At 40.5% G+C, this 15,186-nt stretch carries 11 protein-coding genes; 3 read left to right on the top strand and 8 right to left on the bottom strand.

Annotation, left to right across the window (positions count from 1 at the left end; translation table 11 throughout):
- Positions 1 to 57 precede the first annotated feature (57 nt).
- The 3 genes from BM294_RS10645 to BM294_RS10635 form a co-directional block, all read right to left on the bottom strand.
- Complete coding sequence (locus BM294_RS10645) at positions 58 to 3,780, bottom strand: dehydroquinate synthase/iron-containing alcohol dehydrogenase family protein (RefSeq protein ID WP_091208005.1); 3,723 nt, start codon at positions 3,778 to 3,780, stop codon at positions 58 to 60.
- Positions 3,781 to 3,906: 126 nt separating this feature from the next.
- Positions 3,907 to 6,033 carry a hypothetical protein gene (locus BM294_RS10640; RefSeq protein WP_091208003.1) on the bottom strand — a complete coding sequence of 709 codons (2,127 nt, stop codon included), beginning with the start codon at positions 6,031 to 6,033 and terminating at the stop codon, positions 3,907 to 3,909.
- A complete protein-coding gene (locus tag BM294_RS10635; RefSeq protein WP_091208000.1) occupies positions 6,030 to 9,539 on the bottom strand; it encodes a hypothetical protein in 3,510 nt (1,169 codons plus the stop codon). Before BM294_RS10635 ends, BM294_RS10640 begins: the two co-directional genes overlap by 4 nt.
- A 372-nt stretch (positions 9,540 to 9,911) precedes the next feature.
- On the opposite strand from BM294_RS10635, the gene BM294_RS10630 reads away from it, so the two are divergent.
- The 3 genes from BM294_RS10630 (at position 9,912) to BM294_RS10620 (ending at position 12,979) form a co-directional block, all read left to right on the top strand.
- Positions 9,912 to 10,289 (top strand): plasmid mobilization protein, encoded by a 378-nt coding sequence (locus BM294_RS10630; protein ID WP_091207997.1) that lies wholly within the window; start codon positions 9,912 to 9,914, stop codon positions 10,287 to 10,289.
- Positions 10,276 to 11,898 (top strand): relaxase/mobilization nuclease domain-containing protein, encoded by a 1,623-nt coding sequence (locus BM294_RS10625; RefSeq protein WP_091207994.1) that lies wholly within the window; start codon positions 10,276 to 10,278, stop codon positions 11,896 to 11,898. The genes BM294_RS10630 and BM294_RS10625 overlap by 14 nt, the downstream gene beginning before the upstream one ends.
- An 88-nt stretch (positions 11,899 to 11,986) precedes the next feature.
- Positions 11,987 to 12,979, top strand: coding sequence for a helix-turn-helix transcriptional regulator (locus BM294_RS10620; RefSeq protein WP_091207991.1), 993 nt, complete (start codon positions 11,987 to 11,989; stop codon positions 12,977 to 12,979).
- Between the two features lie 5 nt (positions 12,980 to 12,984).
- Here the strand turns inward: BM294_RS10620 and BM294_RS10615 are convergent, their stop codons facing one another.
- The 5 genes from BM294_RS10615 to BM294_RS10595 form a co-directional block, all read right to left on the bottom strand.
- Entirely contained in the window at positions 12,985 to 13,611 is a 627-nt protein-coding gene (locus BM294_RS10615; protein WP_091207989.1) for a hypothetical protein, read from the bottom strand.
- Between the two features lie 151 nt (positions 13,612 to 13,762).
- Entirely contained in the window at positions 13,763 to 14,080 is a 318-nt protein-coding gene (locus tag BM294_RS10610) for a type II toxin-antitoxin system RelE/ParE family toxin (protein WP_036613177.1), read from the bottom strand.
- Positions 14,070 to 14,330 carry a type II toxin-antitoxin system prevent-host-death family antitoxin gene (locus BM294_RS10605; protein ID WP_036613175.1) on the bottom strand — a complete coding sequence of 87 codons (261 nt, stop codon included), beginning with the start codon at positions 14,328 to 14,330 and terminating at the stop codon, positions 14,070 to 14,072. Before BM294_RS10605 ends, BM294_RS10610 begins: the two co-directional genes overlap by 11 nt.
- A gap of 191 nt (positions 14,331 to 14,521) precedes the next feature.
- On the bottom strand, positions 14,522 to 14,833 hold the full coding sequence (locus tag BM294_RS10600; RefSeq protein ID WP_091207986.1) for a hypothetical protein: 312 nt from the start codon (positions 14,831 to 14,833) through the stop codon (positions 14,522 to 14,524).
- Positions 14,833 to 15,117, bottom strand: a complete 285-nt coding sequence (locus tag BM294_RS10595) for a helix-turn-helix domain-containing protein (protein WP_081832865.1) — start codon at positions 15,115 to 15,117, stop codon at positions 14,833 to 14,835. The genes BM294_RS10600 and BM294_RS10595 overlap by 1 nt, the downstream gene beginning before the upstream one ends.
- Positions 15,118 to 15,186: the final 69 nt, after the last annotated feature.

The following is a 15,186-nucleotide window of genomic DNA, read 5'->3' as shown; positions in this document are numbered from 1 at the left end:
TTTCTATCTACATTATCTCTACATTTCCTCTACAAATTGTATTTCAAAGACTAAATTCTAAAAATATCCATTTTCGGCACGTCGCCTTTCTAGGTCAGAATCATATACATATCTTTGTGACATTTTGAAAAACACATCAGCAGTCTTCGGGTACTTAATGCTCAAAAAATCTGCATTATCTTTGTAACCTTCTGCAATGTCTTTCTCTGCCCTACCTGCTGAAGGACTAAATATTCCTCTTTTATTGAACAACTCACATCTATATTCACTCAGTAAAGATTCATCCCCATATTCCTCTATAATCTGGCACACTGCTTCACATGGATAATGACCATCAGCTGCTTTAGGTGCATATGCAAACAACCTTCCTAACACATATCCAAACATTTCTTTTTGGTGATTCGAATCAAGTATTCGTATCAGTTTATCTACCCACACCTTGATCTCATCATAACTAACAGTGCCATTTTCTTCACATGGACAAAACTTTGCCATATCAAACAACCTATGTATTACCTTCGCATAATTACGAAACTCTTCTGTTTTTCTTTCTTCGGGATCATCACCATCATGTCTAAATATAACTGAGACCATTTCTGCATACATTTCAGGATCGTGCTTTATTTCCTTTTGAAAGCACTTCATATCTTCCCAGTCCAATAGATAAAAGAATGCAATCTCAATATGCGCTATCTTTGCACATTTATCTCGATCTTCAATGCATTGCTCCTGTAATGGCTTTAGTAATTCTTTTAAATAATGATCCGTCATCGAATTATTACTTCCTCGTTCCATCACATCAATCCGTTGCATTTTTTCAAGCAATTGCTCTGGTGTAAGATTTCGATTTTCATGGAATCTATACAATAAGTCCAAATACGTATTAACTGTTCCATACTGCTGGCACTCTACCACTGCCCAATCCATATTATTAGATGAAAACCATCGAAAATCTTTCCAAAATGCACGTTTTATTTCTACTGAAGCATTATCGACTAATGGTTTCTTATCTGTATATAAAGCTTCGATTCTAAATAGTATAATTCTAAAATCATCATCTAACTCTACGCACTCACTTAATTCGTTTACATTAGTATATACATCAACTCCTCTGCGAGCCAATCCTTCAATGTATTCTATTGCCATCTCATGTTTACTCTGGCACTTATATAGTGATGCGAATACATTTTTATCAAAAAAATCATCAGCCCAATAATCCGACAATACTCTACCTAGATAGGAAGACTTCTCCTTCGCACAGAGCTTTGATAATAATTCCAGGCTATAATTATTTTCTTTAAACTCGTTTATTTTTTTGACAAGGAGATCTTTTGTTTTGCTTTCGTTTATATCTCTTTTGTCATCCACATCATAAGGAACTGGATCCAGAATAATACCATCATACGAAGGTCTAAATAGATATTCAAAATCATATTCTTGTTGGGTGAAGTTTATTGAATCTAGTATATCAAGCATCTCACCAATCAAATCTTCGCCCATAGCCCATTCAGCTGACGCAAAATATCGATGCTTATAAACCAGTCTTCTGATGTTATTCTTGATTATCAGCCTTTCATCATCGTCCATCTGTGCAATTTCAAATAATAATTTTTCCTTAATCTTCTTTCGAATATCTGGTTCAACTTCATCATATATATTTAACAGATCATTCCACCTTTGGGGTTTAAAATCAGTTGCTTTTAAAAGAAGGTCTATATATCCCAAATTGGTGTCATACATCTCTTTTCTGGTTATTGTGTCTTCTTCCACATGATTTCTATATTTAGGTGCATGTAAGTCGCCAAAAATACTTGCATGTCCTGTTGGTAGTGCTCCAAAAATATGGTCCCATGCATTTTTATCTTTTGCTAATGCCTTAGCTGCAATCTCTATTTTGTCATTACTTTTGCTAAATGCTGAAAAATTATGCCACGGGCATAGTAATTTCCCAAAGATATCCTTTGGTGAATTTGATTTGTATTCAAAAGATAAATTATCAAGATATAGAAGCCATGAATATGCACGTGATGCGTATTCTCTCTGTATAAGGAACTCCTCAACTCCCCACAAAATCTCAATATAATCATTCCTGCCGAATAAGAAATCAGATGATTGATTTTCAAACAGCTCCATTAGACCCGTAGGATTAATTTGTTCTTCTTCTAGCTTATTAAGCACACTATTCGGTGATACCTCACATAAATCAACAAAAAAGTTTGAAATATAATGCCACTGTTCTGAAGTTTGGATATATCCCAAAATTTTGCTTACTAAAGAATCTAACTGAACTTGGCAATTAGTATCTTTTTTATAGTAAGCCTTCATAATAAGACTACGTAACATCCCTTTTCTTATTACTGCAGACCAAAAGAATTTTTCTCCTTTAAACTGTGCAACAAGCTTTTCTTGAGATGAATATGTGAATAGTTTTTCTGCCTCATTTATAACTTCAAGAAGAACATCCTTAAATTTATTCCAGATCTCACTATCATTATCAACATCAATATAATCCCATGCATTTTCAGCACTTGCCAGATAATATTCCTTTGTTGAATTGATATCTACGATATGAATAAATGGATCTTCATCCCTAGCATATTCCTTTATCTCTGAAATAAAATCTTGATACTTAATGCCACTTAAGAATTCTATAACTGCCTTGTCACCATCACAGTCTGTCCATTGACCTATCAATAATGCTGTTTCCTTAATATTGCGATGTAATCCATTTAACCATCTAGGCTCTTTTAAATATGCTCCATTAAACAATTTCTTCTTTAACGGTATAAATAGGCCATGAGTCTCTGATACTAATTTATTGGCTTCATTAATTCCCATCCCCGCTCTCTGTAAAGATGCTGATATTGTAGAGTATGTACGTGGGCGTAAATTTATCTCCCCTTTAATAAATGACGGAACACGTTCAGTAAATACAAATATATTAGTATTATTAGGAATGGCTACAATTTGATCTGAATAAAACCATGGTATATAAATATTTCCAGCATCCTTTATCTGAAGTAAGCTCTTCCAGTCTTCTTCATTCTTCACTATGAATATTGGACGATTTTCTCCTTGCATCCATAATTCATTTATTGTGCAATAGATAGCTTCTTCTTTGCATCGCGCTTTTATCGCTATAACTTCATCATTTTTTTTACTTTCAAGTGCTTCCTTAAATGTATCGTCATCCACATTAAAGAAGTCAAAACCTATCTTAGGATCAGTAGTTTGACGCCTGATATCTAAATCAATCGCATCAGCTGATAATATCTCTAACTGTCGACTTTGATATATCTGAAGTTCATTTCTTAATCTCTCAAATTTCTCTGCTAACTCCTTAAAGCTTTCTTCCTGCTCTGCTTTCCATTCAGCTTGATATGCACGATCATATTTGTCTGGTGCAACCACCGGAAGTTGCCCCATAATTGCAAATAGAATTGCGTTCGCATATGACAGAGCCATGCCGTGCGGGATTTCATATTCTTTCATGATTACCATCAACGAATTGAGTAGCCTATCCTTTAATTTATATCCTGGTTCATCCTTCAAATCATTGGCCAGCTTTGTCATATTCTCCTTTGAAAGCACGTTGGCCATATCATCAAATAATTGATCTGCATCATTTTCATAATCAACAAAAAATTCACCCGTATTAATGAATAATTGTTTTATATCTTTTGCTGTTTTAACCTTCTTCAGTAGGCTTTCACTCGATGATAGAAATAGTTCCGTTCCCCCTGCTTTTGCTAGTTCCACTAATGCTGTCTCGATTATCATACTTTAGTCACTCTCCTCCGTTTTTATTCTAATCCCTTACTGTACTCCTCCAACATTGTCCTTAACTTCAATAATTCCTGCCGGTTATGTTCACAGTGAAAGGCACCTATGGTTTTTGTATATTGATTACTCACAGTCGATATTCGCCCATTCACGAAGATACTTAAACGGGAATGGAAGTACGGTGTAAGATCCGATTCTCACAAAATCAACAGCCATCAATGGTAGTAACTCCTCGAACTCAACGTCCTCCTCTGCCTGTACCTGACGGACGATGCTGGCATTGTGAATGGATAACTGTAGGCTTGCCTTTGTCGGGCCTACATAGTAGTTCAGTGACGTGATGCCTTCTCCATCCGTATCCTCATCTATAAAGTATTTGATGTCGGTTACATTCTCGAGCAAATACTCATCAGAGAAATCAGAATCCTTGATTTCCGGAGATACCCAGATGCCATACTCATTGTGGAGGAATCGATTGAATCGTTTTCCAGCCTTAGTCCGCATGTTCATCAGCTTCTTCAGCTCGCCCTTTGTAAAGGTGGGCTGCTGTTCACCTAGTACTGCTGCCAGTGAATCCGCATACATGTCATCGGCAGGATTGAATTCCTTATATGCGCCTAATGCTCCAATAACAACGTCTCTGATAATGGCATCTCGGACATTCGTGGCCTTCAGTCCTTTCCAGATTGCAGAGGTATTCGGCATGGTCTTCTCTTTCGTACGGATAATAGCATGGATATTTTCTATATCCGAGAACACAAGCCCCTCCACATCTTTTTGTCCACGGCGCTGTTTATCCTCATACGTATCAAAAGTATACCTGATTTTTTCCTCAAATCCATCCGCAGCAATTTCTGTGTCATCAAAGGACCGGAAATTCATCCTGCCGTCAGGAGAAATATTGACTGTTGAATATAAAAATCGATTCCTGGTTGTCTTCCCTGCTGAATTTGTGATTACTTCGAAGCCACCTTCCGGCGCTTTGAGGCGCTGTCGCTGCACAAATGTCCAATCCTTATTGGCACAGAGTTTTTCCCAGTTATAGATGCTGATCTGTCCTGCACGAACATCACCCTTTAAGATCAATTCAACCAGTATCTTGTGAATGACCGGAGATTCTTTTTCACCAGGTGCCCCAAGCAAATCAGTATGCTCCTCCTGTGTCATATGCTGCACGATATAGCCGTGCAGATCATCACTGTGGGGATCCGGCAGTTGCTGTTCCTCGTAGTATTCCTGCTTATGGATCACTCTGATGTTATACATGGACTCCTGCAGTTCCCCCAGCTGGGGCGTAATGCCGTAAAAGCGCTGCAGTTCTCCCACCAGCCGACTCACTATTCTTTCAGAAACCTCTGTCCTGCACACATCGACGATATTCACTCCAAGCTTATCCAGGATTACGGCATAATCTACTCCGGAAAGATTGTCTTTCTCCTTCTTAGACTCCTTATAACACTGGTCTCCTTCACGCTCTTCTGCTGACAATGTGACATACTGGCCAAGATACTTCTTAACATCCTGCAAGAACTGTTCCATTACACCAAGCTTACACTTACTAAAATCTTCAAAAGATCCAAAGTCCAGATACTCGACTGTATTATGACTGCTGCCAAAGGAGGCCTCCGTAAATAAATCTTCCTGACGAACATTATCTTCCTTCAGCTTTCTACGGAAAATTCCTGTATTGGGATCAATAAGATAAAATCGCCCTGATTTGGAATACTTATTCTTACGAAATGTCCTTACGTCAAGGTTCAGGTACATGCCAGGATCAAAGGAAATCTCTAGGAAGTACATACTATACGGTTGTTTTGTTTTTCTGTCCCGGCTTCTCCAACTTGGATCTCCATAGAAAAACTTTCCGGTCAGATTGTTATAAGAGAATCCTTCCATTCTTGGTACACGAATAGAATTCACCAGCAACTGAAGCAACAGGCGATTCTGATAGTAGAATGATTGCTTTCTGATGTCCTCATTCAGGATATCCAGTTTTTTCACTGTAGCATCCGGATAATCTGTTTCGATGGCCTCTCTAAACTGTTTTTCCGATATATCATTCTTATCAAACAGCAACAATGCTTTCCTACCAAAAGAATACTGCACAGCTCTTGCCAGAAACCTCTGTGTAGCAAGATCCAGAATATTGGTCTTATCCAAGTATCCAGGTTTTTCAACCAGAAAAATATCATAATCTCGATCAATCAAAGCAAAGTCATATTCCACATGGAATTTGTTCGTCAAAATCATCTGAAGTCCTCCTCTCGAATCATGCCTAGACACTTGCTAACAGGATGTCCCTGTTGATCAATCAGACATGGAATTTCAATAATACGTGCATCGATCGGTGTAGTCGGAACGTAGCCTGTAGGATCACCGATAATATTAATGATGTAGACTCGTTTACCACCGATGGCATCCAGTTTACGTAGAATTTCCTTTTTTACCGTGTCACGATCTGCGAGATAGCTGAATTTCCAGTTCTTGAAATCCACATAGACATCCGGTGTCATCACATAGTCAAAGAACTCAAATTTATCCGGATCCGTAATCTCTGAAAGGTCAATGCCAAGCTCTCGTCTCAGAATATACTTTCCTGCCACTTCTCCCAGTGCACCTTTATAGATGTTATGGAACACAACCGGACTCATCATAAAGTCATTTTTTTGAAACTCAGTCGCATACCCTGAATGAATGAAAAATTCTTTCATTCCAGGATACTGCATAATGACTGGCAGGCCAGATTCAGCCTCAGACATTTCATAGACAAGTACCTCTCCGCTGTCAGCTTTCTGTTTTGCTCTTCCACTGTTACGAAAAGCAATCGCATCACTTCCGAAGTCGATTGTGACGTCACTGAAATCGGAATATTGAGAGTAAAAATATCTGTTTTGCGGCTGCCCGCTTGTGACATAAAGCTTACGGATCAGTTCTTCCGACTCACGTAATTCTGAATCTGCCGTAGGATTTGCAAGGGTCGTCTGCCGCAGATTCATCCATAAAGCTATGCTGTCCTCTGTCCAGTTTCGAGACAGGGTCTGCCTGATATTCCACATGCCAAATGATGAAACTTTTTCTGCCCGCTTCAGGACCTTGACTTCCTCATTGGAATACTCCGTGCCAAGGGCCTCTCTCAGTTTTACGATGGCCTCCATTTCCGGTGGAAGAATATGTTTTTTCAATTCTCCTGCCGATAATTTCTCCAGCAGCTGCTCTTCAATATAAATGTATAGGTCCGGTGCTTTCAGATATGTTCTGCACATTCTGCCAACCGCCTGCATTACCTGGCGAGTAGCCTGCAGTCGGACACTCTCTGTCTGATACAGAACATTTCTTTCCATATGACCACGCCCAGTGTGCGCACGAAAAGCAAGCTTGATCATATTATCCGCTTCTGCATAACTTAGCTCTGCATTCTGCTTCAATTCCTCGATTTGAAACAGCATTCCTAAAAGCTCTTTCTCTGTCAGCTTCTTCTCTGAATAGGTATTCGCTGTCAGGTTTGTAACATCTCCCAAATAGATGGCATCGATATCTTTATAAAAGTGTCGTTTATCTCCGTTTTCCAGATACGGCACAAGTTCTATCAGTTTATCCTTGTCCGGTGCCTTGTACTGCAAGTTCTGGCCAGCTCCCAAGGTCTGGTATGATGACATGATAAATACTTTGTCCCCAGCCCCGAGCCTATCGAGCAAAGCAGCTTTATCTTTATCAAAGTTACTGTTGCGAAGAATGCACAAAGACTTTTCTGTACTCAATACATCGCATTCCGCACTGTTACTTGCCTGAATATCCTGGGTCACAAGGCTAAAGAGCTTCTTCAGAAGTTCTTCGTCCAGTTCAGGATTATTTCTCTTGGGCAGAGCCATTCCCAGATACAGCATAGACTGTATTTTCACCGAGCAAAACTGATGCATAGCACGGACGATATTACAGTATCTCAGTGCGTAATAGTCCTTCTCAACTGTATTCTGAATCAATCTTGCACAGATCATGGCTAATTCTTCATTATGAAAAATCTCACTGCACACGGATAACGCATCAAAATTCACTTCCTCATTTTTCACCATCTCCGCATGGATTCGAACCAGCCCGTCATCGTAAGCCTTCCAACCTTTTTTAAGTTGCGCAGCTATCTTGGTTTTCGTATCTTTCGATGTCAGATGGAAATGATCTCCCAGCTTTTCTTTCAGATATCCCAGATCATAATTGCCAACCACACTTGGTATCTCTGCGGTTGCTGATATACCGATAACGGAAGTCTTTTCCGACAAATAAGTCAAAATTTTCTCCGGTGTATCATACACGGCAACCAGACGCAAATTCGTGGAGTCATGATGGGAATCCTGATCCTCAAATTCAAAGATTTCCATTCCCTGCTGATAGAAGCTATTGTCCGGAAGAAGTTCCTTCTGCTTACGATTTACAGATGAGCTTAGCATCTCACTGAGAACCAGCTGCTGACCGGCACGACTCAATTCAAACTTATCCAGTATCGTACTAATTGCATTCTCCAATGTCAGTTCATCATCTTCCGGATTTCGTCTGGCATTGATCTCCTGCATGTAATGTCTGGCCCACACAAAGAGGAATGTTCGGAAGTGGATCAGAAAACGATTGATCTCACGAAGCAGCGCATAGACGACAATGTTCTCCTCTTTGTTTTTCTTTACATGTGCATAGAATTCTTCTCTTGTCTCAAAGAAAATATCGATTCGGTTCTCATCATCATTTCTTGCGGCCCGTATATACCCCTTGTTGTTATGGAAAAGAGTATGATATGTAGCATCTTTCAGAAGAAAATTTTGTTTGCGGTCGACACTCTCTTCAGCAGTTTTATAGCTGAGATATACCGCATACTTCTCCTCAATTTCCTGTGCTTCCTCCAAGATTTTTTCGAAGGTGAACTGAGCAGGAACCTCAGCATCCAGATTCTGATAAGCATCTCTCATTGCCCGAGACAGGTATTTAGGATTTAAGCCTCTGAGGATTTGACGGAATAAGGATAAATACTCTTCCTGAATAGACAATGCACCTTCTGTTATTGCCTCCTCAATGGTTGCCTTCGTAGCATCAAACTCATCAATGAAGATGATTGCATCTTCGATCAGGTCAGACTTCAGAAACTCATAGCTAGGCTCTACCAGACAAGAGTTTCTTTTCATAAACTTACTGATACTCATCAGCAAAATCTGGTGATCATCTGTAAAAACCGCAGGATACAACTGCCCTATCCATTTCCAATTATTATCAGTTCTTATCGCCTTAAGTCGTGCCTGCTTATTATAAAAATTATGCTTCAGCTTCTTCGTGATTTCAGCTCTGAATGCACGCTCGGCATCGTTCAGCCTGTTTTTGATGTCCTGAATATATTCCTGGTCAGTCGCCTTGCTTGCCATTGCCCGATTGTATCGCTGCACCAGGTCATATAGCTGATCATATCGATCTGTCTGAAACTCCTCCGGCACTGCGAGATTTTCCAGCTTTTCAGTCACCTCATCAAAGTTGGATCGGATACGCAGTACATTTCTCCGATATGCTGCCTCATCATTATCGAACGCAGACAGTAATTCCTTTTCAGGCAGGTTCTTGTTAAGTGTTGTCAGATAAATAATTTTCCTGTGGTTATCCGGATCAGCCAGGTACTCCTTCATCGCATGAACGACATTATAGGTCTTTCCATATCCTGTTGGCAGCTCACACAGATGCAGGCCGTGCTCTCCGCAAAACATAGTAGTGATGATATATTCTTTCACGATTTCCTCCTTCTCTCACCTCAGATTGTCTTCGTGATATTGTTTTTCTTACAATGTTCCATTTTCATTCTACTACCCATGCAGTCCCATTTTTCGGACTTTGAGGAAAAGTGACAAATCCCATAGATACTCAGAGCAAGTTTCGCCTTGTTAAACAGTTATCCTATTTCGGACCTCTGTTAACAGGCAACTTGTTGGGGATTCCGCTCCCCAAGCCCTCGTGAAAAACGTTTGTTTTTTCAGCACTCTCGTAATTATCCGTCCACAGCTAATTTACGAGAGTGTATTTATTTTCTGTCGCACAGGTGCTCCGGTTCCTGCCTGCGGCAGTCACAGTTTTAACCACTTCCGTGGTTAAAAAGGAGGGATTCCATGAGCAAAAAGAAAAAGGATATTCCGCCGGCAAAGGAACATTTTGTCGGTGTTCGTATGACAGATGAAATGTGGTCCGTATTGGAGAAAAATGCCGAGCTAGCCGGTATCTCCCCTTCGGAATATATCCGGCGGCTGATTCTGAACCAGAAGATTGTATTGAAGCCGGAACTGGTATTTGAAAGTACAGAACTGCTGGATGTCTTCCGTAACCTTGGCAAGATCGGCGGCAACCTCAACCAGATTGCCAGGCATCTGAACGAGGGAGGAACATTTACTGAAGGGATGGCTAAAGAGGTTTCAGAATGCATCACTGTACTACATGATATGCGGGATAAAGTGAAAGAAATGGTGGGTGAATATCGTGGCGATTGTTAAGCATATTTCTATCAAAAACTCCAACTATGATGCAGCCACAGATTATCTGACCATACAGCATGATGAGTTCACCAATAAGCCCATTCTGGATGATGCCGGCAATGAGATTCCACGTGACTTCTATCTGCTTGACGGTATCAACTGCAATCCATTCAGTTTCAATGCTGAGTGTCAGGCAATCAATGCAAAATATGGTAAGAACCGCACTCGTTCTGAAATCAAGGCTCATCATTACATCATCAGTTTTGATCCCAGAGATCGTGATGAAAACGGACTGACTCCGGAGCATGCTCAGGAGATCGGCATGGAGTTTGCCAGCAGTAATTTTCCCGGCCATCAAACCATTGTCTGTACACACAGAGACGGCCACAACAGTGCCGGCAATATCCATGTTCATATCGTAATCAATAGCGTCCGTAAGCTGGATGTTGAGATGCAGGATTTCATGGAACGTCCCGGTGATGCACTGGCCGGACACAAGCACCATGTCACAAAATCCTACATGAACTTCCTCAAACAGTCTGTCATGGATCTGTGCCAGCGTGAGGACTTCTATCAGGTCGATCTGCTCTCTCCAGCCAAGGTGAGAATCACTGACAGGGAGTACTGGGCAAAACGACGTGGACAGGCTGTTCTTAACCAAGAAAACAAAGAAAAGGAAGCTGCCGGTATCATGCCGGAACGAACCACTTATACCACTGAAAAAGAAGAACTTCGCACGAAGATTACAACTGTTGCAGGTGACTCTCACAGCTTTAAAGAATTCACCAGAAAGATGCTGGAGCAATATGGTATCTCCGTGCATGAATCTAGGGGCTGCCTCAGCTATCTCCCAGCTGACCGAAACAAACCGATCCGTGCAAGAATGCTCGGAACAGACTTTGAAAAAGAGCATCTGGAAGAGATTTTCAGGAATTACAGGCAAAAAAAACAGAAGCATTTTCCATATCGACCATCCGAAAAACACAAGCATGTTTCAGGATCCATGCAACCGCACACTGCGCCTGCATTCCCCGGTCATTCCATTCGTTTGATTGTTGATGTTGAGACACTGATTAAAGCTCAGCAGAACCGCTATTATGCCGAGAAGGTGAAGATCGGCAATCTCCAGCAGATGCCAAATACTCTGGCCTTCATGCAGGAAAATGGTATCGGATCCGAAGAGGAACTTACTGCCCTGCTTGCATCTACCAAAGCCGATGTTGATCGTGAACTATCTGAGCTGAAAGAGACGGAAGCACAGCTCTGCAAGACCAATCTATTGATCCGGAACACCGGCCAGTATCTGGCCAATAAAGTAGTTTACAAGGAATACCTGAAGGCTCCGGACAAGCAGACATTCCGCAGAGAACACGAATCTTCTATCCTGCTTTATGAAGCCGCAAGAAAAGAATTACGAAAACTGTCTGGCGGCAAAAAGATTCCCATGCTGAAGCAGTTGAAACAGGATAAGGCTGCACAGGTCGCAAAGAAAAATGAACAATATGAAAGCTATTCCTTTGCCAGATCCAAATTGCGCGAACTGCAAACTGTAGAACAAAATGTCCGTACCATTCTTGAGGCCGGAAGGGAACAGGAAATCATTAAGAACCAAGAGCGCGGAAGCTGACCTTTGCGTCCCGATTTCAAGACTCAATCATTCCTTTACACTTCTCTTCGTGTTATCATAAGGGAAATGAAAGAAAGGAACCGGGGCTATGGCAAAGGGAGAAAATCAGAAGCTGAAAATGCTTTATCTGGTAAAGATATTCACACAATACACGGATGATCAGCATTCACTGACCATGCAGGAAATCATTAAGAAACTTGAATCCTATAAAGTATCTGCAGACAGGAAAACACTGTATCTTGATTTTGCAGAACTGGATCATTACGGTCTGGATATCATCAGCGAAAAGATCGGTCGCAACACGTATTACCATCTTGGAAAACGACAGTTTGAACTTCCTGAACTGAAGCTTCTGGTGGATTCTGTACAGGCGGCTAAGTTCATCACAGATAAGAAGTCTAAGCAGCTGATCAAGAAGCTGGAAAACCTGGTCAGCACCTATGAGGCAAAGCAGCTGCAGAGGCAGGTTGTTATTTCCGGAAGAATCAAGACACCGAATAAACTGGTCTACAACAACGTGGATACCATTTACTCTGCTATTGCGGAAAGTAAGCAGATCACCTTCCACTATTTCCAATGGGATATCAAGGGCAATCAGGTTCTGCGCCATGATGGTGCCCTGTACCAGGTCAGCCCCTGGTGCCTGATGTGGGATGACGAGTACTACTATCTCGTTGCTTACGATTCTGAAGCTGATAAGATCAAGCATTACCGTGTGGACAAAATGAAGGATCTCGATGTCGTTAAGTTTAAGCGTGAAGGTCAGGAAGCTTTTAAGAACTTCGATATGGCCAAGTATTCCAAGGCTGTGTTCGGTATGTTCGGCGGAGAAGAAACCTGCGTCACTCTGGAATGCAGCAACGACAAAGCCGGTATTATCATTGACCGTTTCGGCAAGGACGTAACTCTGATTCCTAAAGATGAAAACACCTTCAGCGTTCACGTCAATGTAATCCCGAGCAATCAGTTCCTGGGCTGGATCATGTCTCTGGGCGAAGGTGTAAAAATCACCGGTCCGGATACAGTCGTTCACAAGATGCAGGATGAAGTGAGACGCCTTACAGCGCAATACCTGAAATGAGGTGATTAACATGCATTTGCAATCCGCAATAATATAAAATGATCTTTCAGCTCATCAGGCTCAAGAATGCAATCTCCCCATATAAAAAACAGCATCCTCATTGAATCCAGATTGATAGTCTTGGCTATGTCTGGCCACTTCTCTTTCTCAGAAAAATACGATTCTATTATCTGCTCAGACTCTTCTTTAAGAGCCATGTACTCTTTGCTTTCGGCATTCAATGCTTTTGAAATATAACGCTGTGTCAGTTTTTCTATGCTGATTTCTTTATAAAATTCTTTAGCACAATTCTTCTCATGACGTGTGCGAAGGCTCACTGCTACCTGCACGAGCTGAGGAAAAGAATCAGTTCTGAGGAGGGCTTCCTCAAGAAAATCTTTATACTCATCATAAAAATAATCAAGATTCAGGTCGTTCTCAGGGACTGTTATCAGCGTATGATACTCTTCGTTCTTCTTTAATTCAGCCCGGAATATCCTTTTGTATTCTTCTGAATTTTCGTATTTTTCAATGAACTTTTTTGAGGGTATTCGATTCCCGAATTTACGAGACAATAGATTCTTTTCGATAGTCTTTTCAATATTCTCAGCTTTTAAAACAGCCAGTCGTTTGATTATTTCGGTCTTATCCATTAATTGCTCCTTATGCATTAATTATATAAGATTTTGAGGGAATGGTAATCAAACAAATATAAGGTCGTGGGCGCTTGGTTTTTATCCAAGTTTCACGACCTTTTCCTAATATTCTTTGGATTCTTGTGTTACTCTATCTCCAATGGAGTATTCACTCCATTACTTTCGAAGCATAATCTTCTAAATCATGGAACAGTCCGACAACATACAGATCATCACCATCAATTCTAAATACCATTTTATAGTCCATGTCAGAAATATAGGCTTCCTTATATCCACGCTTCAAAAGATATGGATCCTTGGAATCTGGAAACTGGAACGGATTATCCTCCATGCGATCATATAGCACCGATATCCCATTCAACAAATGAGAAGCAGCCTGCTGATTTTTGAACTTTATGAGTAGATAATTGACTTTCTCATCAATCATCTCATCAGCCCTGTCCGTAATTATCAGATTATAAGCCATATTTCTCCCTTATTGCTGATAGAGCTTTTCTTGCATCCTTTGTTTTACCTTCTTTTATTTGCTGCTCGGAAAGCTCTATATCACTGTACATACTCCATTTCTTTTGCATAGACTCAAACAACTCAATGCTCATCATCACCATATCTCCGTATCCGTTCTTGGTAATATAAATCGGTTCCTCAGACTTATGGCATATTTCAGAAATATGCGATGTATCCTTTAAATCTTTGATAGGCATAATCAGTGGCATATAATCACCCTCCTTTTGTATGGGATAATAATACCATAATTATTCCATTTGGCCAATATACTAGTTTATTGTGATCCGCCGATCACTCTTGCATAATGGAGCTAAAAGAATATTTACTCTTTCTTTATTATGTTGCCATTATGATAATGAAATTGTTGAAAATCACAATGGTTATCGTAAATTGTTATGAATCATACTCTTCCCAATAAATCCTTTAAACAAAGCACTCCTTCCGCACCCCATAGTGTTAATGCCTGTGGAATTATTGCGAACAAAATTCCAGCAATTATACCCTGCCATCCCATCGTTGCTGGTCCCTTCATCCAAAAAGTGCAGATACCACAAAATATTAAGAATGTCCCGAGCAACTCCGATGCATACGTAACTAAACCACCAACATAACAGAGCGCAAAAAGCAAAAGGGTAAGTGCTGCCTGAACCGGCAACAAAGCTACTTTGAGTATAAATCGTATAATCATTCCAATGCCATATAATACTACCATTATAAGTTCCCCCTTTCCTTCTCCCACATAACCTTGTAAGCGATCAAACGAAGTACATATTCCGGAGCCTGAGTATTGCCGAGTTCCCAATCCTGTAAAGTTCTATATGGAATCCCAAGGTATTCTGCAAACTCCTTCTTATTCATCCCTGTCTGGTTTCTTATATAAGCAGCAGCGCTGGCATACATTCTTTTCTTCCTACCAGCATCAACCTCCTCCAAATCGGTCTTCTCTACTAAAATTCCATCAGCAATGTTATCAAGTCTTAAATTGTAATCATCCATAATGCCCCCTTGTATACGGCTACCGTATATTTGCTTATAATCATTATATATACGGTAACCGTATATATC

The sequence above is a fragment of the Oribacterium sp. WCC10 genome, assembly GCF_900113415.1.
In the GTDB taxonomy this organism is placed as follows: domain Bacteria; phylum Bacillota; class Clostridia; order Lachnospirales; family Lachnospiraceae; genus Oribacterium.
Note: the sequence above shows the minus strand (reverse complement) of the source record. Positions and strands in the feature narration are given on the sequence as shown.